This is a genomic window from Marinobacter sp. SS21, from assembly GCF_028369065.1.
In the GTDB taxonomy this organism is placed as follows: Bacteria; Pseudomonadota; Gammaproteobacteria; order Pseudomonadales; family Oleiphilaceae; genus Marinobacter.
Genome location: NZ_JAQNDA010000006.1, coordinates 111617 through 134230, shown reverse-complemented (window position 1 = coordinate 134230; position 22614 = coordinate 111617). Strand labels below are relative to the sequence as shown.

The window sequence follows — 22614 nt, the reverse complement described above, 5'->3', positions numbered from 1 at the left end:
GGAAATCCTTTGCCTGCGTGAGCGTTAACGGCGTATCTGAATGCGGACTGCGGCCCGGTTACCACCGGCCTCGGCGGCCGGGTCTACAAAGGAATTCCAGCCCAGGCGCACGTCCTGCCCCAATTTCAGCGGCCGTATGTCCTGGGGCCGGATCATCAGCTCCAGGTCGTAGGCGAGCTGGTCCCGGGTGGCGAACTCCACCAGTTTGACCAGCCGCAGGTGGTCCCGACCGTTGGGCAGGAAATCGGCGAACCGTTCCTTGCTCAGATCCCGCAGCCGCAGCACAAACTTGCCGCTGCGATCCTGAATGGAGCCGCCGACCAGTGTGCTCTCCCCCAGCACCGCATTGCTGGCCCCCAGGCGGGTTTGCTGATCCTGGGGGATGTCGACCTTGCGCAGCACCCACTGTTCGATTTCAACCCGCTCCAGATCGAAGCAGTGGGCGACGATGCCGCTGACCACCTCCGGCGAACGGCTGCGCCCGGCCATCAGCCCGGCGTAGGCGAGCATTTTTGACCAGTTGATGGGGGTCTCGCCCCGCAACCGGCGATCCCCCAGCCCAACCAGGGCGAACACCAGCTCAGAAAAACCGTCACTGGCACCGGACTGGAAGCGCACGTAGTAGCGGTACTTGCGCCAGCTGCGGTGGAACAGGGTCAACAACCGGTGATTGAAAAAATCGAGAAAGTGCCGGCGGATGCCGGTCTGCTGGCCGGACTCCCAGGCCAGGTCTTCCAGGTAGTATCCCGGCAGCGGCGACTGCGATCCGTGCAGACCGAGAAAGCTCACCTCCATCTGATAGGGGGCGTGCTCATGTTCCGGCGACAATGCCGATACCACGTCGCTGCCGGGAAATCCCAAACCCGCCGAGGCCGAGAACCGGATGCGTTCCTGGCTCGGCTGCAAGTCCAGTGCCCGCTCCAGGTCATCACCGTGATGACGATGGATCAGGTCCACCAGTTGAAAAAAGCTGTAGCGACGTGCGTTCCCGAGAACGGGCTGCAGTTCCGCTACGTCAGAGGCTGCTGCCCTTGCTGTAACGTCCATGTGTACCGTTCCTGATTGTCCGTATTCACCACTTCCAGCAGGTGAAAGGCATTGATGCTGGCGTAGAGCGAGAAGAACTGGCTCAGTACCGTGCCAAACAGGTAGAGATCGCCTTCCGAGGCAAACGCCTGCCGATCCAGCCGCAGCACCGACCGGATTCCCCGCACCGGCAGCCCCCTCACCATCCGGTCCACCGGCTCGGTCTCGATGCCCTCGATACCGGCCAGACGTTTCTGGGACACCCGCTCGGCCTGCCGGTCCACCAGAGCCCGGAAGTCGTACACCCGCAAAACCGTGCGCAGGGCATCTTCCTCCAGCAACGACAGGTAATTGAGCGACAGGTTGGAGATCAGGGTCCACAACAGACTGCCGTCCAGCGTCGGCCTGAGCGTGGCGGTGGGCCGGGTGACGTTGTGAAAGGTGGCGAAAGCCGGAGTGGATTCGGTCGCCATGCAGACTTCGCCCACCGCAAGCTGGTCTGGCAACTGGCGATTGGTGCAAGTCAGCGTCAGCGACACCGCCTCGTGCCGGTTGAGGCATGCCCTCTCATCGCCGCGAACAAAGGCAATGTCATGGTCGAAGCCATCCCCCCGCACGCTCTCCCGAACGCGGGTGCGGAAATACAGGGCGGTGCGCCCCTGGTCCCGCTCCACCTCGTGCTGGAACGACTCAAACGCGGTGTACAGGCGGGATTCGCCTCGGCCGGAACGGCCTTCCAGCCAGCCCTCGACCTGATCGACACTGAATACTTCAAAGTGATCGGGGGCACGACTGGACGGGGAAATCCGGTACTCGGTCTGACGCCCGTTCAGGTCCACCGGGTCTGCCTCGTGACTGAACAGATTGACCGCCGGCGTGCAGTACAGCTGGAAATGCTCTGGCCGCACCTTGAGCTCCGGCGGCAAGATTCGGTTGAAGCGGAAACGCAGCCGGACCTCATCGACCACCGCCGCCGGCAGCCGCCCCGCCAGCCCAGCCACATCCACGAAACGGAACGCCTCCGGAAAGCTCAGGTATTCCTGCAGGATGCGGTAGCCTGGGTAGGCATTCTTGGGATAAGGCAGCATGGCTTCATCGCCGGCAAAGCCCACAGGCTGCAAACTGCGGACGGGAATCGATACCACCTGGTCTGCCAGCTCCAGATCGATGGCCTGCAGATAATGGTTCAACCACAGGTACAGGGTCTCGCCGGTGTGGCGGTCGCCACCCAGGTAGAAACGCAGCCGATCGAGACCAAGGGCCGACAGCGGCTGATCGCTATGCAGGGCCAGGTCGACGCTGATCACCGACACTTCACGGGAATGCTCGGCACCGGCGTCCGCAACACTGACGGGATACACCGCCACCTCCCGGCAGGTGCGGAAGCGGCACTGGGTCTGACGGCCAGCCGCCCCCACCGGACGGCTCTTGATCTCGGTATGCCGCGGCACCCGCTGGCCCCCACTGATGGCATGCAGCTGCGGATCGAAGCGCATGATGGTGCAACTGGGCACCGGCCGCAGGTAATTGGGCCACAGCATGTTGAGCAACGAGTGGGTCAGTTCGGGAAACTCATCCTCGACCTTTTCCCGCAGCTTGCCGGTAAGGAACGCAAAGCCTTCCAGCAGCCGCTCCACGTCCGGATCGGTGCTCTGCTCCGACAGGAAGCGGGTCAGCTGAGGGTGTGCCTCGGCAAACTCCCGCCCCTGCAGCCGCAGGAAGCTCAGTTCATCTCTATAAAATCTGTTTACCTTCACGACGTTACACCACGCGATAATAGCGTTTGTCGTCCAACAGCAGGTCGATGGTGGTCTTTTCGTCGACAGAGCCCACACGCAGGTAAACCGTCACCTGGAACCGCAGTTGCAACGGATCCGGCCCCTGGGGCAGAGCAACCACATCCACCCGGCTGACCCGGGGCTCGAAGCGCTCGATACAGTGGCGGATGGCACTGCGGATACGGATATTCAGATCCTGGGTCCCGAGGGTGGCGTCGTTGAAATCCAGCAAGCCCAGATCGGGTGCGCTGGCGCTGTTGCCCGGATGGGCATTCAGCAACCGCACCAGATGGCGCTTGATGGACTCCACCACATGGGTCACTTCACCCACGCCCTGCCCGGTCGGATCGGCCGCCTGCTCCAGTCTTTCGAACAGGCTGCCGGCCATGGTCTGAACACCGTCCGATGCGGTGTGCCTGAACACGGCTTACTCCTTGTCGAGACGACCGACCAGCGACAGCTCGAAGTTGGCTCCCATGTACTTGAAGTGCGGACGCACCGCCAGCGACACCTGATACCAGCCCGGATCGCCTTCCACATCGGATACGGTCACCTGCGCCGCCCGCAACGGACGGCGACTGCGCACGTCCGCGGGCGGGTTCTCCTGGTCGGCCACGTACTGGCGAATCCAGGTATTGAGTTCCCGCTCCAGATCCTGACGTTCCTTCCAGGAGCCGATCTGCTCCCGCTGCAGCACCTTGATGTAGTGAGCCAGGCGATTGACGATCATCATGTAGGGCAACTGGGTGCCGAGCTTGTAGTTGGTCTCGGCCTCTTTGCCTTCCTTGGTGTTGGGGAACTGCTTGGGCTTCTGCACCGAGTTGGCGGAAAAGAACGCCGCGTTGTCACTGCCCTTGCGCATGGTCAGGGCGATGAAGCCCTCGTCCGCCATTTCGTACTCACGGCGATCGGTGATCAGCACCTCGGTGGGGATCTTGGCTTCCAGCTGGCCGAACGACTCGAACAGGTGCACCGGCAGGTCCTCCACCGCGCCCCCGCTCTGGGGGCCGATGATGTTCGGACACCAACGGTACTTGGCGAAACTGTCGGTCAGCCGGGTCGCCAACAGATAGGCGGTGTTGCCCCACAGATAATGCTCGTGGTCTGCGCTGACGTCTTCCTTGTAGTTGAAACTGCGCACCGGATTCTCGATGGGGTCGTAAGGGGTGCGCAGCAGGAACCGAGGTGCAGTCAGGCCCAGATAACGGGCGTCCTCGGACTCCCGCAGCGACCGCCATTTGGCATAACGAGGCCCCTCGAACACCGCCTTCAGCTCCTTGATGGCCGGCAATTCCTGGTAGCTGTCCACGCCGAAGAACGACGGCGCCACCGACGACAGGAATGGCGCGTGGGCCATGGCGCCGACGGAGGACACGTATTGCAACAGCTTCATGTCCGGGGTGGACGGGCTGAAGGCGTAGTTGCCGACCACCGCGCCGACCGGTTCGCCGCCAAACTGACCGTACTCGTCGGAATAGATGTGCTTGTAGAAGCCGGACTGAGTGACATCCGGAGCAAACTCGAAATCCTCCAGCAGCTCCGCCTTGGTGGCGTGCAGGATGTCCACCTTGATGTTTTCCCGGAAGTCGGTGCGTTCGACCATCAATTTCAGGCCGCGCCAGGCTGACTCCAGCTCCTGCAGCTTGGGCGCGTGCAGCACCGCGTCCATTTGCGCACTGATTTTGCGGTCCAGCTCGACCACCATCTGGTCCACCAGGGCCTTGTTGACCGGCTGGCCCTGGCCATCGCTCTTCAGCAGGTTGGCAATGAAGGTCGCCACGCCCTTGCGGGCCACATCGTAGCCCTCGTCGGCCGGCGCCATACGGCTGTTGGCCATGATCTGGTCAAGCAGGGAAGCTTCACCCGTGGAATCGGAGACAGCCGATTGTTGTGCAGCAGCATCAGACATACCACATCCCTTTAGCATGTGTTTGACGATTAGTACGTGTTAGACAGTTAGCACGTGTGAGGCTCGCCACCATCCTGGCGGCAAGGACGGAGGCGACCTATTCGCTGTCGCCAGTCGCCAGATCGAGTTCCTGCAGCAGCTGGTCGCGGGCAGCCTCGCTATCCAGCAATTCCTGCAGCTTGGCGCGGAACGATGGCACATTGCCCAGCGGTCCCTTGAGGGCGACCAGCGCCTCACGCAGCTCGATCAGCGTGCGCACTTCCGGCACCTGACGGGCAAGGCTGTCGGGGGAGAAATCGTCCAACCCATGAAATTCCAGATTAACCGGTAATTCCTCGGCTTCCTCGTCGAGCTGGTTGGGGACGATGGTGGATAGGGTCAGGCCGGCCTCTTTCATCACCGACTGGAAATTGTTCTTGTCGACGGCAATGGACTTGCGGTCTTCGAGCGGGGTTTCTTCGGGCTGTCCCTTGAAGTCACCAACTACAAACATCTTCAGCGGCAGCTCGGTTTCTGCCTGCTGATCACCGGTGGCGGGGACATACTTGATATTGATGCGCTCTTTAGGCGCGACGGAACCGTCCTTAGACATGGCCTTGCTCCCTTGATCCTTTAGGGCTGATAACAATCCTTTGACGTGCCTTCCTGGCACGCGACGGCAAGACTGTACACAGGAAAGACTGACCTCTCAAGCAACAGATGGCCAGTTTTATGAACTCGGACGCATTCTGGGGCAAAAACTTGCCCCAGTAATTCTATCTATACCGGCCGCGTTACCGCTTCTTCGGCGTCCAGGCCCAGACCATCTCGATCTCGATGGGCTGCTTCTGTTCGCTGTCGTGGATGGTCACGGCAACCGCGGTCTCGCCCTTCTCTTCGGTGCGCATGCGCTGTTTTTGCTCCTCGGTGAGGTGCGCCTCCACCCTCATGTCACCCTTCGCCCGCTTGGTGTATTCGGCGTGAGCGGTCTTGATCACCGGTACTTTGTCATCGGGCACGTTCAGCCCCACCAGGAACCCGGTGGCGGATTCCGCCAGCAGCAGCGAGGCTACCGCATGGACGCCGCCGATGTGGTTCTGCACACGACGCTTGTTGGCAATGCTGATGACACAGCGGTCCTGATCCAGGGATTCGATGCGGATGCCGGCGGTTCCGGTGAACGGCACCGCCTTGCCAAAGAACAGCGACAGCGCCCGGGACCGGGCAAAATCCGGCAAGGCATTAATTTTACTGACGATGCCAGCGAGACGATTGGTAGCTGCCATGTTTCTCTCCAGTTAGCTTATAATCTGGCGCAGGACAATAACCCATTCGTCGGAGGAATGGAACGCGAAGGCAATGACGCCCGCTAGCACGGCTACTATGCTACCCCGACAGCGTCAGGAAGCCACGTGACGGAGCGCTCGGCCCCCGGGCCCAGGGTTTCGCGAAGGGTTCCCCATGAGACACACCAACCGATAAAAAGGACATAACCATGAGTGACCTGAAAGCCAAATTCGATGAGGCGGTCAACTTCATCCAGACCGGCGAAGGCGACGTCAAGCCGTCCAATGAACTGAAGCTGGAATTCTATGCCCTGTACAAACAGGCCACCGAAGGCGATGTCAGCGGCAAGCGCCCGGGCATGATGGATTTTGTGGGCCGCGCCAAGTACGACGCCTGGGAACAGCTCAAGGGCACCTCCACCGACGAAGCGATGCAGACTTACATCGACCGTCTGGAAGCGCTGAAAGGGTAATATCGCCCGCACTTCGCCCTGACCGCCGGCGGCGCTGGTCTGGGCGAACCGGCAAGCGGATGAAATTTTGCGACTTTCAAACGATTGTCATATGATGCCGCCACCATAACAAAAACAATGTATCTGGAAGACTCACCATGCATTTGATCGAAGCGCTGGAGCATTCACAGCCCGGCCTGCTGAGCCGTGTGACGCTCGCAATTCACAAACACCAGCTGAACCAACGCACCGAACAGAACTACCTGCACTGGATCACCCGCTTTGTGCTCTTTCACGACCAGAAAGACGTCGAGATGCTGGAACAGGATGACCGCCAGCAGTTCCTCAGTTATCTCCGTGACCGCATTCAGGTGTCTCGGGCGCGGCTGAACCAGGCCCGTCAGGCGTTGACGTTCTTCTACGAGGACGTGCTGGGCAAGAATGACCAGACCACCGCCCACGCCGCGGCCTGAACGAAGATCAGCGCTCGGAAATCGAGGCGCCGTAGGCCTGATAGGCGCGGTTGGCGGGCGGCTGGATGCTGTAGGTATTGCTGTGAGTCTGACCGGGGATGGCGCGTGGATTGCTGAACCGGATATCCACCGGAATTTCGGAACGGCCAAGGTCAGTGCGACCGTCATTGGGCTGTAGCGCCAGCGGATCCAGGTAATAATCCTCCTCGCCCTGAGGGGCCACCGCCACTCCGGAGGCTGGCGCTTCGAGCCCGCCCTCGATCACGGTATTGGCCAACGATTCCTCCGCCAGCGACCGCAACCGAATGGTGTCCATGGTCGAACGTTCGCGGAATTCGAACACCTCCGCCCCGGCTTCCTCAGCCTGCGCAACCACCGGCCCCAGCAACCCGGCCATCATCCCTAGCAGGCCCATCAACCCTCTCAACCCAACAGGTCTGGATACGCGCTCCATCACTTCCACTCCGGCATGGCCAGCCTATCCGGCCGCCTCATTTTGGCGGTACCGGGTGTATCGACTGACCGGACATGACAATTTTCGAACAGTTTATCGCCAGCGGACTCAAAGCGGTCACTTTTTCGCCAGATTTGTGACAACCATCACTGCTCCGCAGGGGCCGTTCCGGTCACTCGGCCATCGACCAACGCCAATAACAACTCTGGTATGCTGTAACCACTCTTTTAGCCATTCCTTGACCACCCCATGCGCGCAAAACTGATCACCCGAGACGGCTTTGAAGCCCTGAAGAAAGAACTGGATTACCTATGGCGGGAACACCGCCCGGAGATCACCAAGAAGGTGCAATGGGCCGCCAGCCTGGGCGACCGCAGCGAGAATGCCGATTACCAGTACAACAAGAAGCTGCTGCGCCAGATCGACCGCCGGGTGCGCTACCTGCGCCGCTGCCTGGGCGAACTGACGGTGGTGGACTATGCCCCAGAACAGGATGGCCGGGTGTTCTTTGGCGCCTGGGTGGAGATCGAGAACGACGACGGTGAAACCAAACGTTTTCGCATCGTCGGTTACGATGAGATCTTCGATCGCAAGGATTACATCTCCATCGACACGCCGATGGCGCGGGCGCTACTGAAGAAGCAGGTGGACGACGAGGTGGAGGTGCAGACGCCGAACGGGCCGGCGTATTGGGTGATCAACGCCATCGACTATCCGCAGGCATAAAAAAACCCCGTTGGGACGGGGCAAGGCTAGCGCTGTGCTGGAGGGACCAACACGCCGGATGGATGGCCTCGGCATGTTCCCTAACTACTTGACCAAGTATCCATTCTCGCCGTTACTGAGAGGTGGCCACGGCATTACCCTTTCGACAGCTTGCGCCAACCCCGGCGCGAAATTAGGTTGCGCACCCTAGAAAGGGCGATTACCGTTGGCGCTACTCAAAATTTAACCCATTTCCTTGATCACGACGGGCTCCGCCATGAACACAAAGCAACTGATCGATACCGCATTGAACGGCCTGGACAGCGTTGGCTTCCAGCTGGACCAGCTGGGCATCACCAGCAAGGTCAACCGCCACAACCTGGCGGCCTTTGTCATGAATGAACAGAAGCATCTGGAAGGTGAGTGGGACAGCATCCAGGCCCGCATCGACCGCCGCAAATCCCAGATCGAGGCCCTGGTCAACACCGTTGAAACCCGCGCCGACGCCCTGCTGCGTCCGGTGATTGCCCGTCTGGAGCAGCTGCGCGGCTCCGTTCGCGGCTGATTAGGCCTGCGGCCGGCCTGCCGGAGACTCGGTATCCGGGTCTCCGCTGAGTTCGGCCTCCTCCCGGCCGGCAACCACTTTGACACGCTTGCTGGTGGGCCGATAGGCCGGAATCGCTACCGCCACACACAGACCGGGAAAGTCCCGACCCGGGTGCCGGTCCCTCAGCACAATCCGTCCCTGGTGAATCTCCGCCACCGCACTGACCAGGCTCAAGCCAAGGCCATTGCCCGGCAGTGAGCGGCTCTTGCCAACACGGTAGAACCGCTGGAAGACATTCTCCTTTTCCTCGTCGGGTATCCCGATGCCGCTGTCGCTCACCTCAAACACCGTGTCGTTGTCTTCGGCGTAAACCGCCACCCGGATGTCGCCTTGCTCCGGCGTATACTTGATGGCGTTGTCGATGAGGTTACTGACCATCTGGAACAGCAAGTCGCGATCTCCCTCGATCATCACCTGGTCGTCCAGCGATTGCTCGAAGCGCTGCTGCTTGTCCTCGGCCACCGCTTCGTAAAGCTCGCAGGCATCGCTTACCAGCAGCCCCAGCGACACCGGTTTCATATCGGCGGTATTGCCGCGGGTCTCCAAACGGGCGATCCGCAGCAGCGCATTGAAGGTGGCCAGCAGCTGATCGGCCTCGGCGACGGCCCGCCCGGCCTGCTCCCTGGCCTCCTCGTTATCCACCGCCATCAGGGTGTTCTCGAGCTGGTTGCGTAACCGGGTCAACGGGGTGCGCAGATCGTGGGCAATGCTGTCGGAAACGTGACGAATGCCTTCCATGAGGTAGACGATGCGATCGAGCATCTGGTTGAGATTCTCGGCGAGCTGGTCGAAATCGTCGCCGGTGCCCCGGGTGGGAATGCGCTGGGACAGATGGCCGTTCATGATCTTGCGGGAGGTGTTATTGATCACCTCGATCCGGCGGGTGGTGCTGCGGCTGAGCATGAAGCCGCCGAGCAGGGCCAGCGCCAGGGTAATGCCCATGCCCCAGTTGATGGCGGTTTCAATCACCCGCTTCAGCGCAGTCAGATCGTCGACATCCCGCCCCACCAGCAGACGAAGTCCGCCCTGCACTTCAAAGATCCGGGCACGGGCGAGCCTGGGCGGACCAACCCAGCCAACCCGGTCATCCAGGGTAAAGTTGATCCAGCCACTCTGGGACTGTGTGCCCTCCGGCCAGGCGGTGAGATTGCCCGCCAGCTTCATGTAGTCTTCGGTGGTCACCAGGTACAGTGACTTGGCGTTGGGGTCTCGCGCCACCCGTTCACGGATGATGGTGATCAGGCCATTGATGCCGCGGCCCCGGTACTGCTCGGCCAGGCCGGCGATCTCAGCCTCGATGGTTTCGTCGGTCTGAGCCGTCATGAAGCCGGCGGTACGCCAGTAGATGAACGCCAACAACAAAAACACCGAGGTGGCGAACACCACCATGTACAACAGGGCCAGCTGAAAGGTGGAGGTTCGCAGTTGGCTAAGCAGTTTCACGCAGCATGTATCCGGCACCCCTGATGGTTTGCAGCAACGGGGTATCGAACTCCTTGTCGATCTTGGCTCGCAAACGACTGATGTGCACATCAATCACATTGGTCTGGGGATCGAAATGGTAATCCCACACCTTCTCCAGCAGCATGGTGCGGGTCACCACCTGGCCGGCGTTCCGCATCAGGTACTCCAGTAAGCGGAATTCCCGCGGCTGGACATCGATATTCTGGCCGGCGCGCTTGACGGTACGGGCCAGCAGGTCCATTTCCAGATCCGCCACCCGCAGCACGGTTTCGGTCTCCACCGCCTGGCGGTTGCGGCGAACCAGGGATTCGATCCGGGCCAGCAATTCGGTGAAGGAAAACGGCTTGGTGAGGTAATCGTCGCCACCGCCGCGCAGCCCTTCCACCCGGTCATCCACATCCCCCAGGGCGCTGAGGATCAGCACCGGCACCTGATTACCGGTAGCGCGCACCGTCTTGATGATGGACAGCCCGTCCATGCCCGGCAACATCCGATCAACGATCATGATGTCATAGTCTTCGCTGGCCGCCATCATCATGCCTTCCTTGCCCTCCGCCGCATGGTCAACGACGAAGTCGGACTCCTTGAGTCCCTTGATCAGGTAGTTTGCCACGTCCTGATCGTCTTCAATTACCAGCGCTTTCACCTAACAGCCTCCAAGTTTCGGATGGTTCGAAAACAGATTACGGACAAGGCCCGGTCACGGCCAGTTACGATCTTGTAAGAGGGTGTCGCCTAAGGCGACGGTCTGCCGGTCGACGAAAACTCCTGCAACCACCCCAGCCCGGCCTCGGTTTCGGTTGCCGGCCGGTACTCGGCGCTCAACCAACCGTCATAGCCCAACCGATCCAGCGCCGCAAACACGTTGGCGAAATGGATCTCGCCGCTGCCCGGCTCGTGACGACCCGGGTTGTCGGCAAACTGGATATGGCCAATGTGCGGCAGCAGACGCTCCAGGGTACGAATGAGGTCGCCCTCCATGATCTGCATATGATAAAGATCATACTGCAGTTTGACGTTGTCGGAAGCCACCGCCGCCATCAATGCCATGGCCCGGGCCGAGGTATCCACCAGGAAACCGGGCATGTCGACCCGGGAATTGATCGCCTCGACGCACAGGGTGATGCCCTCCCGCGCCAGCTGCTGGCTGGCCCAGTCCACGTTCGCCACCAGCTGCTCCCAGGCCCGCTCCGGCGCCAACCCCTGGGGTGGAATCCCCGCCAGGCAGTTGAGTCGCGGGCAAGCCAGGGCCTGGGCGTACTCGATGGCCTGCGCCACGCCGCGCCGGAACTCGTCGACCCGATCCGGCAGGCAGGCAATGCCGCGCTCGCCGGCGTCCCAGTCTCCGGGCGGCAGGTTAAACAACACCTGCTGCAGGCCCTGATCCTGCAGCCAGAGCTTGAGCTGGTCCTTGGCCCAGGGGTAGGGAAACAAATATTCCACACCACTGAAACCGGCGCGACGGGCGGCGGCAAAGCGCTCCGGGAACGGAAGTTCGGTGAACAACAGGGTGAGATTGGCGGCGAACCTGGCCATGGCTTACTCCTTGGGTCCGGGACCGACGCGGCCCAGCCGCACCCCGTTCAGATGCTCCAGTTCCAGCAACAGGCCGCTGTGATCCACCTCGCTGTGGCCATTGGCCAGCAACGACAGGTATTCGTGATGCACCTGCTGGGTCAACGGCAGGGTCAGGCCCTCGGCCCGGGCCTCATCCAGAATCATGCGCAGGTCCTTGAGCTGGATGCGCGCCGGTGCGCCGGGGGCAAAATCACGCTCAATCATGCGCTGGCCGTGTTGCTCCAGAATCTTGCTGCCGGCAAAGCCACCCAGTAGGGCTGCACGCACCGCGACCGGATCGGCGCCGCCCTTGGCCGCCAACAACAGCGCTTCGGACACCGCGCCGATGGTGATGCCCACGATTGCCTGGTTGGCCAGCTTCGCCAACTGGCCGGCACCCACCGGGCCAATCCGGGTCACCGAACCCAGCACCGACAGCACCAACTGGGCCTCGGCCACAGCCGCCTCGTCACCGCCCGCCATGATAGCCAGGGTGGCCGCTTCGGCACCGCGGGTGCCGCCAGAGACCGGGGCATCCAGATAACGGCCCTGGCGGGCCGCCACCAGCTCGCCATGGCGGCGCGCCAGCGAAGGCCGTACCGAACTCATGTCGATCACCAGCGTCCCCGGCCGCAGCGCGTCGACCACCCCCTGCCTGACCAACACCTCCTCAACCACCTCGCCGTTCTCCAGCATGGTTATCACCACATCGGCGCTGGCCACCGCCTGAGCAGGGCTGTCGGCAATGGCGGCGCGATCGGCAAAGGGATCACACTTGCTGCGGGTGCGGTTCCATAGGGTCATCGGGAAATCGGCGGCCAGCAGGTTGCTGGCCATCGGGGCTCCCATCAGGCCGATCCCCAAAAAAGCGATGTGCGGGCGGGCGGTGGTCATGATTAGGCATACTCCGTGCAATCGGTGAAGCGGGCGGGGCTAGGCCGGCGGATTCCGGGACAAACAAAAACGCCACCAGCCGGACAGGTCTGGTGGCGTCAGTGGCCAAGGCTGGAGGCCCCGGAGGTCAGGCCGCCTCAGTCATCTGGGCGCGAATCTTCTTCATGGCGTTCTTCTCCAGCTGCCGGATTCGCTCGGCGGAGACGCCATACCTGGCGGCCAGCTCATGCAGCGTGGATTTACTGTCAGACAGCCAGCGCTCCCGCAGGATATCCTGACTGCGCTCATCCAGCGTGTTCAGCGCCTGCATCAGGCGGCCATTGGAGTCCTCGGTCCAGTCGGACTGTTCCAGCTGAACCGCCGGATCACCGCGCCGATCTTCCAGGTAATAGGCCGGTGCCTGATAGCTGCTGTCGTCATCGTCGTCCATCGGGCCATCGAAGGAGGTGTCCTGGGAGGCCAGGCGCCCTTCCATTTCCCGCACCACCTGCGGCTCGACGCCAAGATCGCTGGCCACCGCCTGCAGTTCCTCATGATTCAACCAGGCCAGGCGTTTCTTCTGGCTACGCAGGTTAAAGAACAGCTTACGCTGGGCTTTGGTGGTGGCCACTTTGACAATGCGCCAGTTGCGCAGGATGTATTCGTGGATTTCGGCCTTGATCCAGTGCACCGCAAAAGACACCAGGCGCACACCGTACTCGGGATTGAAGCGTTTGACCGCTTTCATCAGGCCGACATTGCCCTCCTGGATCAGATCAGCCTGGGGCAGGCCATATCCGGAATAGCTACGGGCTATGTGAATGACAAATCGCAGATGCGACAGCACCAGCTGACGGGCGGCCTCCACATCGTCTTCGTAGTGCAGCCGCTCAGCCAGGTGGCGCTCCTCATCGGCTGTAAGCACCGGAATCCGGCTGGTGGCCTGGATGTAGGCCTCCAGATTGACGCCCGGAACCAGCTTGTCAGCCAACTGTAAACTTGTACCCATGCTTTCCCTCCTAACTGGGGCCTTGCAAATATAGCAACTAATAACCAGACCGCCAAGACCCCGAAAAGTTCCCGGAAAATACCGACTTTAACCAACAAAAACAGAGCGTTAGCTTAATTTCCGGGCAATTCGCCTGAGATTGAACTTACGCCAGCAGCCGGTTCCGGGCTATAAGTTGTTTCCGCAATAGGCTCAACTGCCCGCGGGTACGCCGGGCTCAATGGCGTCAAGGTGCCGCTTGACGGCCAGCCAGGCGCCGAGCCAGCCCAACATCATGGCGCCCACCAGCAGCGCCAGGGCACCATCAAACGGGAGCCCGTTCAGCGTAAAGTCACTGCGATACAGGCCTGCCAGCCGCTCGACCGGACCGTTCAACCACCACAGGGACAGTTGCAACAGCAGCCAGGCCACAACGCCGCCACCGAGCCCAAACCACAGCCCGGTGTAAAGGAACGGCCGACGCACAAAGGCGTCGGTACCGCCCACCAGCTTGGCCACCAGAATCTCATCGCGGCGACTCTCGATGGCCAGCCGAATGGTGTTGCCGATCACCAGCACCACCGCCGCGCCCAATAGCACGGCCAGCACCCAGGTCGCCCGTCCCAGTAGCTCGGTCATGCCGTTCAGCCGCTGCAGCCAGCCCAGATCGACCTGCACCCGGGCGACGCCGGCGAGCGCCTCCAGCTCGGCGGCCAACCGCTCCACCCCGGAAGCGTGACGATTCAGCTCCACCGGCGTCACCAGCAAGGTGTGGGGCAAGGGATTGTCATCGAGGTAATCGAGGGCGTCGTTCAGACCCGAGCTGACACGGAACTCCGCCAGCGCCCGGTCCCGGTCAATCAGGTCCACCTCCGCGGTATCGCCCCGGGCGCCCACTTCCAGCTGCAACTGCCGCGCCTGCGCCACGGTCAGGGTCTGCTCCAGATAAGCGGTGATGCGGGCGCTGCTCTCCCAACCGGCGCTCAGCCCCTGCAGACTGCCGAGCAGCAACAACAGCCCCACCGGCAATGCCAGCGCCACCCCCATCACCATCCAGGTCATCAGACTGGCCAGCGGGGTTCGCCACAGCCGCTGCGCGCTGTCACGGGCGACCTTGCGATGATGGGAAAGATAGCTTTCGGCGGCATCCCGGGTCGCACGGCGGGTGTGATTGGCACCCCGCGACCGGACAGAGTCATCGGCCATGGCCACCTCCCTGCGCCAGCGGCTGACCACCGGCCACCAAACGGCCATGATCCAGCGCCAGCGTACGCCGCCCCAGGTCGTTAATCAGCGCGATATCGTGACTGGCGATCAACACGGTCACGCCGACCTGGCTGAACTGCTCGAACAACTGCATGATGTCCGCCGACAGTTCCGGGTCCAGGTTGCCCGTGGGCTCGTCCGCCAGCAGCAATGGCGGCTTATTGACCACCGCTCGGGCGATGCCCACCCGCTGCTGTTCCCCGCCAGAAAGCTGCACCGGATTCATTTTTTCCTTGCTCAGCAGGCCGACCTTGTCCAGGGCCGCCCGCACCCGTCGTCCGATATCACGCGCCGGCACCCCCATCACCTCCAGCGGCATCGCCACGTTGTCGAACACCGTGCGATCGAACAGCAATTGATGATTCTGGAACACCACGCCGATGTGACGCCGGATGTAGGGAATCTGGCGCCGGGGCAGCGTATTGAGCACCTGCCCGCCCACCACCACCTGGCCGGCGCTGGGCCGCTCCATCAGCATGATCAGTTTCAGCAGCGTGCTCTTGCCGGCGCCGGAGTGGCCGGTCAGAAACGCCAGCTCGCCACGGTCGAGACTGAAATTCACCTGCTTCAGGGCCAGATGGTCGCCGTCGTATCGCTTACTGACCTGCTGGAACTCGATCATGCCGGCACTTACTCGTCAAACAACGCTTCAACAAAGGTTTCGGCGTCAAAGGTGCGCAAGTCCTGCGCCTGCTCGCCCACACCAATATAGCGGATCGGCAACTGCAGCTGGCGGGCAATGGCAAACACGATGCCGCCCTTGGCGGTGCCGTCCAGCTTGGTCAGAGTAATGCCGCTGACCCCCACCGCCTGCTGAAACACGGTGGCCTGGCTCAGGGCGTTCTGGCCGGTACCGGCATCCAGAACCAGCATCACCTCGTGGGGCGCGCTGTCATCCAGCTTCTTCATCACCCGGACCACCTTTTCGAGCTCGCTCATCAGGTTGTCCTTGTTCTGCAATCGACCGGCGGTGTCGGCGATCACCACATCCACCCCCTTGGCCTGGGCCGACTGGACCGCGTCGTAGATCACCGAAGCGCTGTCGGCGCCGGTATGCTGGGCAATCACCGGCACCTGGTGACGCTCACCCCACACCTGCAGCTGCTCGACGGCAGCGGCCCGGAAGGTGTCCCCGGCCGCCAGCATCACCGACAGGCCGTCATCCTGGAACTGCTTGGCCAGCTTGCCAATGGTGGTGGTCTTGCCGACACCATTCACCCCGACCATCAGGATCACGTAGGGTTTGTTGTCCGCCTTCACCGTTAGCGGCCGGGTCACCGGTCGCAACAGACCGTGCAGCTCCTCACGCAGCGCCGCCTGCAGGGCGGCGCCATCTTTCAGCTGGTTGCGTTCCAGCTTGTCGGTCAGCGAGTCGATGATTTCGGAGGTGGCGGTGACGCCGACGTCGGCCATCAGCAGGGTGGTCTCAATTTCCTCCAGCAGATCCTCGTCGATCTTCTTGCCGACCGCGAACAGGTCCGCCAGACCCGACGTCAGATTGGCGCGGGTCTTGCCGAGACCACTGCGAATCCGCTCGAAGACGCTGAGCTGCGGTGCGGCTTCCTCCACCACCGGCTCAGGCTCGACCACCGGCTCGGGCTCGGGGGCGACGGGAGGCTCAACCGGGGTCTCGGCAGGTGCTGGCGATACCGGCTCAACCGCCTTGTCCTCAAGCGGGGCAGCGCCAGGCCGCATTTCCGGCTTCTGCTGCGGCACTGGCTTGGGCCGAGGTAGCCGGCGGCGGTTGCCGGCCAACTCGCCGACAAACAACAACACAAGAAGGGCCAGCAGGCCAATTGAAATCCACTCTGCCGTCATAGTCTTACCATTTATCTGGAATGGGAGGGAACCGGAAAGCGCTCATTCTAGCGGAGGCAGAGGCCGGCTCCAAATCCGACATCATGTGCGGCCGCACTTTTTCCGCTACCATGGTTTTCCGCTACTATGGGCGGCTTGTGCCGCGCGAAGCCGCACCTGCACCTTGACCAACATCCGGAGCCTGATCTGACATGGGCCGAAAACGTCCGCCCCCAAGCAACCGTGGCAACCAAAGCGCGGAGGGTGAACTGCGCATCATCGGCGGCGACTGGCGCAGTCGCAAGCTGCGCTTTCCCGATGCCGGCGGCGTCCGCCCCACCCCGGCCCGCACCCGGGAAACCCTGTTCAACTGGCTGAGCTTCCACCTGGCCGGCAGCCACTGCCTCGACCTGTTCGCCGGCAGCGGCGCCCTGGGCCTGGAAGCGCTGTCCCGTGGCGCCGCCAGTGCCACCTTCGTTGAGCACCACCCCGAGCTGGCACAGGCACTGCGCCAAAACCTGCAGGCGCTGCAGTGCGCGAGCGCCACCGTAAGCTGCCAGGGCGTCGAGTCTTACCTCGCCACCGCCCCCCAGGCCTTCGATGTGGTGTTCATGGACCCACCGTTTCGACAGGACTGGCTGGCACGGCTGTACCCCCTGCTGAATCAGCACCCCTGGCTTAAGCCCGGCAGCTGGGTGTACGTCGAACATGAGAGTGAACTCAGCCCACCGGCACCACCGGCCAACTGGCACCTGCACCGGCAGAAGCGCGCGGGCCAGGTCTGCTACAACCTGTTCCGGGTTGACCCGCCGGCCGATTGATCGTCACAACGAAAAACCCCGCCGGGATGGGCGGGGTCAAAATCGGACAGAGTACGGCGGTCAGGCCGCGACCGGTCTCAGCGAGTAGGCCTTGAGATGCGCCGCGAACTCTTCCAGGTGACGGATACCACTGGCTTCCGCTTCTTTACACCATTGCATCAGCGCCTGGATTTTTTCCTGCGGCTTGACGCCTCGACGACGCCACAACGCCTGCAGCTCCTGGCTCTTGTCGTAGAGCTGGCGCAACACCGGGTTTTTCTCCAGCACCTTATCCAGCTGCGCCTGCTCCTTGGGCTTGATCAGGGTAATCTCCCGTGACAGCAGCTGCTTGACCTTGCGGTAGCGGGACTTGATGCCATCTTCCAGCAGCTCCTTTTGCTGCCGCAACGCCGGCTCCATCACCCGCTTACGGTACTGACGCATGATGTCGAAGCGATTGTTGGCGATGGCCTGCAGTGTCTCTACGTCCACAACCTGCTTGCCCGGCACATAGTGGGCAATGGGGCGGTAGCCCTTGGGTGTGGCCAGCCCGAACAGCTGGAACAGGCGAATATAACCCCAGCCAATGTCCACTTCGTACCAGCGGCGGGACAGCTTGGAGGAGTTGGGATAGGTGTGATGATTGTTGTGCAGCTCTTCGCCGCCAATCAGGATGCCCAGCGGCGAGATGTTGCGGGCATTGTCGGTGCACTCGAAATTGCGGTAACCCAGGTAATGACCAATGCCGTTGACCACGCCGGCGGCCCACACCGGAATCCACATCATCTGCAGCGCCCAGATCCAGATGCCATTGACGCCGAACAGCAGCAGGTTGATGGCCCCCATCAGGATAACCCCGAGAACGCGGTAGCGGCTGTAGACGTTACGCTCCACCCAGTCTTCCGGGGTACGCTGGCCATAGCGCTCCAGGGTTTCCGCGGTGGCGGCGTCGGCATACAGCTCGGCTCCCTCGAGCAGCACCTTCTTGATACCCTTGACGACCGGACTGTGGGGATCGTCCTCGGTTTCGCACTTGGCGTGATGCTTGCGATGGATGGCGGTCCACTCCTTGGTGTTCTGCGCCGTGGTCAGCCACAGCCAGAAGCGGAAGAAGTGCGCCAGCGCCGGATGCAGATCCAGCGAGTTATGTGCCGAGTGCCGATGCAGATAGAGCGTCACACTGACGATAGTGACGTGGGTCAGGCCCAGCATCACCAGAACCAACTGCATCACTGACAGGTCGAGAAGACCGTTGTACCACATACCGAATTACCTCAGAGAGCCAGCGGGGCCGACTTCACCCCTTCTTTCAGGGCTTCCACTCTAGCTTACGGGTGTGCGCCAAACAAGCCGATTTGCTTTCAGTTTTGTTACCTATTATACACCGATCGGTAAAGGCCGGCACCGGCCAAAACCGGCTTACCGATCCCGCCACGCTCGCCAACCCTCTATCGCCACTGCATTTCCCCGCCGGAAGGCCAGTTCAGCCACCGCCAGGGCGCGTTGACATTCTGTTGCCAAACACGACAATCTGCCTCAAACGTCACATTCAGGAGCCGACGTGCCGGAACTACCGGAAGTGGAAACCACCCGCCAGGGCATAGCGCCGTTCTGCGAAGCGCAGGTCGTGGATCAGGTGATCGTTCGCAACCCCAGCCTACGCTGGCCGGTGCCCGAGCACCTGCCCGAGCACCTGACCGGGCAGCGCATAGTGACGGTGGAACGGCGCGCCAAGTACCTGCTGATCTGGGTGGCAGCGGGCGCCGCCATTGTCCACCTCGGCATGTCAGGCAGTCTGCGCATCATCACCGACGACAGCCCCCCGCAGGCCCACGACCATGTCGAGCTGGTCCTGGAGTCCGGCGTACGGCTGCGCTACAACGACCCCCGCCGGTTTGGCTGCTGGCTGTGGACCGACGACCCCGCACAGCACCCGCTGCTCGCGAGCCTGGGGCCGGAGCCGCTGGCGCCCACCTTCAATGGCGGCTACCTGCACCGGCTGTCCCGACGGCGCAAGACGCCCATCAAGGCCTTTCTGATGGACAACCACGTGGTGGTCGGAGTCGGCAACATCTACGCCAACGAAGCGCTGTTCAAGGCCGGCATCCACCCGCAACGACCGGCGGGGCGGATCAGCCTCGACCGTTACCTCCGTCTGGCCGAAGCGGTTCGCGAGACCCTCAGCGCCGCCATCCTGATGGGCGGCACCACCCTGCGGGATTTTGTCAACAGCGACGGCAAGCCCGGCTATTTCGCCCAGTCACTGCTGGTGTATGGCCGCGGCGCCGAGCCCTGCAGCCAATGCGGCAACCCGCTGCGGGAAATCCGCATGAGCCAGCGCACCACCGTCTATTGCACCCGCTGCCAGCGCTAGCACGCCGGGCAATAGCTGTTTGAATTTACGTCAATATGTTTCATAGTTAAGGAGTCTCTGAACAACGGCACACCCGGAACACTGCGCCGCACGAAATTCCGGCCGCCAGGCCAAGGGTCGCCGTTACACCGGCCGACCCGACCGAACCAGGAGAAATGTCATGACCGCTAAAGTTTCCCGACTGCTGACCATCACCGTGGCCGCGTGCCTGCTGGCGTTTGCCTCCATCGGCCACGCCCGCGCTGTCGAGGAGTCACCCTCGGCGCTGGCCATGACCGCCGACGCCTTGTTTGCCCGCCCGGTGCTGTTTGCCACCACCATCGTGGGCACCGCGGTCTACGTGGTGTCGCTGCCATTCTCGCTGCTCGGCGGTAACGCCGGTGAAGCCGGCGAGGTGCTGGTACTGGGCCCTGCGGAAGCCACCTTTGTGCGCTGCCTGGGCTGCGCAAAGCCGGGGCGCAAGGAGCCACCGCTCGATCAGGACGAGTACTGAGCCCCTGGCTCCGGGTCCGTATAAACCGGAGTTGCGCCCCGACGCAAACTCCGGCAGCCTGATGACTCAAGGAGCCTTCTTCTCATTAATCAGGCTGTTTTCGTTATGGTGAACTGGACCAAGCTCGACACCGTGTTCCTGGATATGGACGGAACACTGCTGGATCTGCACTTCGACAATCATTTCTGGCTCGATCACCTGCCCCGTCGCTACGCCGAGCAAAACCGACTCAGCCCGGAACAGGCCCGTGCCGAAATCTTGCCGATGATCCAGGCACAACGGGGCTCACTCAACTGGTATTGCACCGATTACTGGAGCCAGCGGCTGCAGCTGGACATCACCCGCCTCAAAGCCGAAGTCGGCGAGCGTATCGGCTATCGCCCCCACGCCCGGGAATTCCTCGCCCGGTTGCGCCAATGCGGGCTGCGAACCGTCATCGTCACCAATTGTCACCCCGACCCGCTGGCGCTCAAGTTTCGCCATACCGGCCTGGACCGGCTGGTGGACGACGTGGTGTCCAGCCATCGCCTGGGCAAACCCAAAGAAGACGTCAGCTTCTGGCACGATCTGCGCGCGATCCAGCCCCACCATCCCGACACCACCCTGATGGTGGATGACAGCTTTCCGGTGCTGGACAGCGCGGTCGCCGCGGGTATCGGCCAGGCCCTGGCCATCCTTGCTCCGGACAGCCAGCAACCCGACCGGGAACGCCATCCCCAGCTGCCCTCCATTCACCATTTTGACGAGGTGCTGCCCGCATTGACGGCTCACCGCTCTCTGCCATCCGCCCACTGAAGCCGTTATAATGGAAAGGCACATTCGCCAGGTGGGAGACATGGCAACACAAACCCAGCAAGATCAACGCGTCCGCCTCGACAAATGGTTGTGGGCCGCACGACTCTTCAAGACCCGATCCCTCGCCAAAGACGCCATCGAAGGCGGCAAGGTCCACTACAACAACCAGCGCTGCAAGCCCGGCAAAATGGTGGAGGCCGGCGCCGAGCTGAGGCTACGTCAGGGCTGGCAGGAACGCATCGTGGTGGTGGATGGCATCAGTGATCGGCGTCGGGGCGCACCCGAAGCCCAAAAGCTCTACCACGAAACCGCAGACAGCGTACGCAAACGGGAGGACCTGGCCTGGCAGCGCAAGACCATGCAGGCCGCCCAACTGCCCCCGGCGCGCCGACCGTCCAAGAAGGACCGGCGCGACATCAAGCGGTTCCAGGAACAGAACAGCTGCTGATCGCACCCCGCTATTACCCATCGATCCGATATCGCCCATTCAGGAGACCGCACATGGCGTCCCAGGACCAGTTTCAGCGTTTTATTTTCGAGCACAGCCAGATTCGAGGTGCCTGGGTGCAACTGAGTGACAGCTATAGCGACGTCACCAACCAGGCCCCCTACCCCTCTTCGGTACGACAACTGCTGGGCGAATCCCTGGTTGCCAGCGTGCTGATGAGCAGCACCCTGAAATTCGAGGGCACGCTGTCGCTACAGGCCCAGGGCGAAGGCCCGCTGCGCACACTGATGGCCGAATGCAGCCATGACCGCCAGATTCGCGGGCTGGCCCGCTTCGACGCGCCGGCGACGGCGGAATCCGGCCTCAACGCACTGCTGGGCGAAGGCCGCATGGCCATCACCATCACCCCATCCCAGGGCCAGCGTTACCAGGGCGTGGTGCCCCGCGAGCACAACTGCCTTGCCGAGTGCCTGGAAGACTACTTCCAGCGCTCGGAACAAATTGCCACCCGGCTGTTCCTGTTTGCCGATGATCAGTGTGCCGCCGGCCTACTGCTGCAACGACTGCCTGGCAGCAGCGACGCCGACAATGAACTGTGGGAGCGGGTATCCCAGCTCGCGGCCACCGTGACCGCCGAGGAGCTGCTGACCCTGGATAGTGAAACCATCCTCCATCGGCTGTTCCACGAGGAAGAGGTGCGTCTGTTCGACACCGACCCGGTCGCGTTCAGCTGCAGCTGTTCCCGTGAACGCACCCTCGGCGCGCTGGAGTCCATCGGCAAGGACGAGTGTTACAACATTCTCGAGGAGCAGGGCAGCATTGAAATGGACTGCCAGTTTTGCCATGCCCACTACGAGTTTAATCGCAACGACATCGACCACCTGTTCACCGGTCATTCGCTGCACTAGGCGGTCGCTCGCGGTTCCGTCGATTGACCCGGATCCCGCTGCTGGGGCGGCTTTTCGGGCAGTCGTTTTTTACCGGCGTCTCTGGCATAATAGCGCGCCTGAATTGACCCGATTGTTCAGAAATCCGCCAGTTGCGCACCTTGGCAACCGCACCGACATTTCTGACAGTCACGAAGACACCC

General features: G+C 62.1%; 26 protein-coding genes. 10 read left to right on the top strand and 16 right to left on the bottom strand.

Annotation, left to right across the window (positions count from 1 at the left end; genetic code table 11):
- Positions 1-24: 24 nt before the first annotated feature.
- The 6 genes from tssG to N6L25_RS09990 all read right to left on the bottom strand — a co-directional run bounded on the left by tssG (position 25) and on the right by N6L25_RS09990 (position 5978).
- Complete coding sequence (tssG, locus tag N6L25_RS10015) at positions 25-1047, bottom strand: type VI secretion system baseplate subunit TssG (protein ID WP_271979771.1); 1023 nt, start codon at positions 1045-1047, stop codon at positions 25-27.
- Entirely contained in the window at positions 1011-2783 is a 1773-nt protein-coding gene (gene tssF, locus N6L25_RS10010) for a type VI secretion system baseplate subunit TssF (protein WP_271979769.1), read from the bottom strand. The genes tssG and tssF overlap by 37 nt, the downstream gene beginning before the upstream one ends.
- Before the next feature lie 4 nt (positions 2784-2787).
- Positions 2788-3228 (bottom strand): type VI secretion system baseplate subunit TssE, encoded by a 441-nt coding sequence (tssE, locus tag N6L25_RS10005; protein WP_271979767.1) that lies wholly within the window; start codon positions 3226-3228, stop codon positions 2788-2790.
- 3 nt (positions 3229-3231) lie between these two features.
- Positions 3232-4713: a type VI secretion system contractile sheath large subunit gene (tssC, locus tag N6L25_RS10000; RefSeq protein ID WP_271979765.1), complete on the bottom strand. Its 1482-nt coding sequence runs from the start codon at positions 4711-4713 to the stop codon at positions 3232-3234.
- 97 nt (positions 4714-4810) lie between these two features.
- Complete coding sequence (gene tssB, locus N6L25_RS09995) at positions 4811-5305, bottom strand: type VI secretion system contractile sheath small subunit (protein ID WP_271979762.1); 495 nt, start codon at positions 5303-5305, stop codon at positions 4811-4813.
- A gap of 181 nt (positions 5306-5486) precedes the next feature.
- Positions 5487-5978, bottom strand: a complete 492-nt coding sequence (locus N6L25_RS09990) for a DUF4442 domain-containing protein (protein ID WP_271979761.1) — start codon at positions 5976-5978, stop codon at positions 5487-5489.
- A 209-nt stretch (positions 5979-6187) separates the two neighbouring features.
- Here N6L25_RS09990 and N6L25_RS09985 point away from each other — a divergent pair, with 209 nt between their 5' ends.
- Together N6L25_RS09985 and N6L25_RS09980 are read left to right on the top strand one after the other, a co-directional pair.
- Positions 6188-6451, top strand: a complete 264-nt coding sequence (locus tag N6L25_RS09985; RefSeq protein WP_271979758.1) for an acyl-CoA-binding protein — start codon at positions 6188-6190, stop codon at positions 6449-6451.
- Between the two features lie 137 nt (positions 6452-6588).
- Positions 6589-6903: a site-specific integrase gene (locus tag N6L25_RS09980; RefSeq protein ID WP_271979757.1), complete on the top strand. Its 315-nt coding sequence runs from the start codon at positions 6589-6591 to the stop codon at positions 6901-6903.
- Between the two features lie 7 nt (positions 6904-6910).
- On the opposite strand, the gene N6L25_RS09975 is transcribed toward N6L25_RS09980, so the two are convergent.
- Entirely contained in the window at positions 6911-7357 is a 447-nt protein-coding gene (locus N6L25_RS09975) for a hypothetical protein (RefSeq protein WP_334312394.1), read from the bottom strand.
- A 249-nt stretch (positions 7358-7606) separates the two neighbouring features.
- On the opposite strand from N6L25_RS09975, the gene greB reads away from it, so the two are divergent.
- On the top strand, positions 7607-8083 hold the full coding sequence (greB, locus tag N6L25_RS09970) for a transcription elongation factor GreB (RefSeq protein WP_271979754.1): 477 nt from the start codon (positions 7607-7609) through the stop codon (positions 8081-8083).
- 256 nt (positions 8084-8339) lie between these two features.
- Positions 8340-8627, top strand: a complete 288-nt coding sequence (locus tag N6L25_RS09965) for a hypothetical protein (RefSeq protein WP_271979752.1) — start codon at positions 8340-8342, stop codon at positions 8625-8627.
- Here N6L25_RS09965 and N6L25_RS09960 read toward each other — a convergent pair whose 3' ends face one another.
- The 8 genes from N6L25_RS09960 to ftsY all read right to left on the bottom strand — a co-directional run bounded on the left by N6L25_RS09960 (position 8628) and on the right by ftsY (position 16635).
- Positions 8628-10112 (bottom strand): HAMP domain-containing sensor histidine kinase, encoded by a 1485-nt coding sequence (locus N6L25_RS09960; protein WP_271979750.1) that lies wholly within the window; start codon positions 10110-10112, stop codon positions 8628-8630.
- Positions 10099-10779: a winged helix-turn-helix domain-containing protein gene (locus tag N6L25_RS09955; protein WP_271979748.1), complete on the bottom strand. Its 681-nt coding sequence runs from the start codon at positions 10777-10779 to the stop codon at positions 10099-10101. Before N6L25_RS09955 ends, N6L25_RS09960 begins: the two co-directional genes overlap by 14 nt.
- An 89-nt stretch (positions 10780-10868) precedes the next feature.
- Positions 10869-11669, bottom strand: a complete 801-nt coding sequence (gene hyi, locus N6L25_RS09950) for a hydroxypyruvate isomerase (protein WP_271979746.1) — start codon at positions 11667-11669, stop codon at positions 10869-10871.
- A gap of 3 nt (positions 11670-11672) precedes the next feature.
- Entirely contained in the window at positions 11673-12584 is a 912-nt protein-coding gene (locus tag N6L25_RS09945) for an NAD(P)-dependent oxidoreductase (protein WP_271979743.1), read from the bottom strand.
- Positions 12585-12711: 127 nt separating this feature from the next.
- Positions 12712-13572: an RNA polymerase sigma factor RpoH gene (gene rpoH, locus N6L25_RS09940; protein ID WP_271979741.1), complete on the bottom strand. Its 861-nt coding sequence runs from the start codon at positions 13570-13572 to the stop codon at positions 12712-12714.
- Between the two features lie 192 nt (positions 13573-13764).
- A complete protein-coding gene (ftsX, locus tag N6L25_RS09935) occupies positions 13765-14757 on the bottom strand; it encodes a permease-like cell division protein FtsX (protein ID WP_271979739.1) in 993 nt (330 codons plus the stop codon).
- Positions 14747-15439: a cell division ATP-binding protein FtsE gene (gene ftsE, locus N6L25_RS09930; RefSeq protein WP_271979737.1), complete on the bottom strand. Its 693-nt coding sequence runs from the start codon at positions 15437-15439 to the stop codon at positions 14747-14749. Before ftsE ends, ftsX begins: the two co-directional genes overlap by 11 nt.
- 8 nt (positions 15440-15447) lie before the next feature.
- Positions 15448-16635: a signal recognition particle-docking protein FtsY gene (gene ftsY, locus N6L25_RS09925; protein ID WP_271979735.1), complete on the bottom strand. Its 1188-nt coding sequence runs from the start codon at positions 16633-16635 to the stop codon at positions 15448-15450.
- Positions 16636-16826: 191 nt separating this feature from the next.
- Between ftsY and rsmD the strand changes: the two genes are divergently transcribed.
- Positions 16827-17435 (top strand): 16S rRNA (guanine(966)-N(2))-methyltransferase RsmD, encoded by a 609-nt coding sequence (gene rsmD, locus N6L25_RS09920; RefSeq protein ID WP_271979733.1) that lies wholly within the window; start codon positions 16827-16829, stop codon positions 17433-17435.
- 60 nt (positions 17436-17495) lie between these two features.
- On the opposite strand, the gene N6L25_RS09915 is transcribed toward rsmD, so the two are convergent.
- Positions 17496-18677 carry a DesA family fatty acid desaturase gene (locus N6L25_RS09915; RefSeq protein WP_271979731.1) on the bottom strand — a complete coding sequence of 394 codons (1182 nt, stop codon included), beginning with the start codon at positions 18675-18677 and terminating at the stop codon, positions 17496-17498.
- 298 nt (positions 18678-18975) lie between these two features.
- On the opposite strand from N6L25_RS09915, the gene mutM reads away from it, so the two are divergent.
- The 5 genes from mutM (at position 18976) to hslO (ending at position 22432) form a co-directional block, all read left to right on the top strand.
- Positions 18976-19788, top strand: a complete 813-nt coding sequence (gene mutM, locus N6L25_RS09910) for a bifunctional DNA-formamidopyrimidine glycosylase/DNA-(apurinic or apyrimidinic site) lyase (protein WP_271979729.1) — start codon at positions 18976-18978, stop codon at positions 19786-19788.
- A 160-nt stretch (positions 19789-19948) separates the two neighbouring features.
- Positions 19949-20281: a hypothetical protein gene (locus N6L25_RS09905; RefSeq protein ID WP_271979727.1), complete on the top strand. Its 333-nt coding sequence runs from the start codon at positions 19949-19951 to the stop codon at positions 20279-20281.
- A gap of 105 nt (positions 20282-20386) precedes the next feature.
- On the top strand, positions 20387-21076 hold the full coding sequence (gene yrfG / locus N6L25_RS09900) for a GMP/IMP nucleotidase (protein ID WP_271979725.1): 690 nt from the start codon (positions 20387-20389) through the stop codon (positions 21074-21076).
- A gap of 40 nt (positions 21077-21116) precedes the next feature.
- Positions 21117-21524, top strand: a complete 408-nt coding sequence (gene hslR / locus N6L25_RS09895; protein ID WP_271979723.1) for a ribosome-associated heat shock protein Hsp15 — start codon at positions 21117-21119, stop codon at positions 21522-21524.
- Positions 21525-21577: 53 nt separating this feature from the next.
- The gene (gene hslO, locus N6L25_RS09890) at positions 21578-22432 is read left to right on the top strand and encodes an Hsp33 family molecular chaperone HslO (protein ID WP_271979721.1); all 855 of its coding nucleotides are present in this window, start codon (positions 21578-21580) and stop codon (positions 22430-22432) included.
- The last annotated feature ends 182 nt before the right edge of the window (positions 22433-22614 follow it).

Bases quoted from the DNA above. Each gene is read 5' to 3' on its own strand.
- tssG (WP_271979771.1), bottom strand. From the start codon at position 1,047: ATGGACGTTACAGCAAGGGCAGCAGCCTCTGACGTAGCGGAACTGCAG.
- tssC (WP_271979765.1), bottom strand. From the start codon at position 4,713: ATGTCTGATGCTGCTGCACAACAATCGGCTGTCTCCGATTCCACGGGT.
- tssB (WP_271979762.1), bottom strand. From the start codon at position 5,305: ATGTCTAAGGACGGTTCCGTCGCGCCTAAAGAGCGCATCAATATCAAG.
- N6L25_RS09990 (WP_271979761.1), bottom strand. From the start codon at position 5,978: ATGGCAGCTACCAATCGTCTCGCTGGCATCGTCAGTAAAATTAATGCC.
- N6L25_RS09985 (WP_271979758.1), top strand. From the start codon at position 6,188: ATGAGTGACCTGAAAGCCAAATTCGATGAGGCGGTCAACTTCATCCAG.
- N6L25_RS09980 (WP_271979757.1), top strand. From the start codon at position 6,589: ATGCATTTGATCGAAGCGCTGGAGCATTCACAGCCCGGCCTGCTGAGC.
- N6L25_RS09975 (WP_334312394.1), bottom strand. From the start codon at position 7,357: ATGGAGCGCGTATCCAGACCTGTTGGGTTGAGAGGGTTGATGGGCCTG.
- greB (WP_271979754.1), top strand. From the start codon at position 7,607: ATGCGCGCAAAACTGATCACCCGAGACGGCTTTGAAGCCCTGAAGAAA.
- N6L25_RS09965 (WP_271979752.1), top strand. From the start codon at position 8,340: ATGAACACAAAGCAACTGATCGATACCGCATTGAACGGCCTGGACAGC.
- hyi (WP_271979746.1), bottom strand. From the start codon at position 11,669: ATGGCCAGGTTCGCCGCCAATCTCACCCTGTTGTTCACCGAACTTCCG.
- N6L25_RS09945 (WP_271979743.1), bottom strand. From the start codon at position 12,584: ATGACCACCGCCCGCCCGCACATCGCTTTTTTGGGGATCGGCCTGATG.
- rpoH (WP_271979741.1), bottom strand. From the start codon at position 13,572: ATGGGTACAAGTTTACAGTTGGCTGACAAGCTGGTTCCGGGCGTCAAT.
- ftsX (WP_271979739.1), bottom strand. From the start codon at position 14,757: ATGGCCGATGACTCTGTCCGGTCGCGGGGTGCCAATCACACCCGCCGT.
- ftsE (WP_271979737.1), bottom strand. From the start codon at position 15,439: ATGATCGAGTTCCAGCAGGTCAGTAAGCGATACGACGGCGACCATCTG.
- ftsY (WP_271979735.1), bottom strand. From the start codon at position 16,635: ATGACGGCAGAGTGGATTTCAATTGGCCTGCTGGCCCTTCTTGTGTTG.
- rsmD (WP_271979733.1), top strand. From the start codon at position 16,827: ATGGGCCGAAAACGTCCGCCCCCAAGCAACCGTGGCAACCAAAGCGCG.
- N6L25_RS09915 (WP_271979731.1), bottom strand. From the start codon at position 18,677: ATGTGGTACAACGGTCTTCTCGACCTGTCAGTGATGCAGTTGGTTCTG.
- N6L25_RS09905 (WP_271979727.1), top strand. From the start codon at position 19,949: ATGACCGCTAAAGTTTCCCGACTGCTGACCATCACCGTGGCCGCGTGC.
- yrfG (WP_271979725.1), top strand. From the start codon at position 20,387: ATGGTGAACTGGACCAAGCTCGACACCGTGTTCCTGGATATGGACGGA.
- hslR (WP_271979723.1), top strand. From the start codon at position 21,117: ATGGCAACACAAACCCAGCAAGATCAACGCGTCCGCCTCGACAAATGG.
- hslO (WP_271979721.1), top strand. From the start codon at position 21,578: ATGGCGTCCCAGGACCAGTTTCAGCGTTTTATTTTCGAGCACAGCCAG.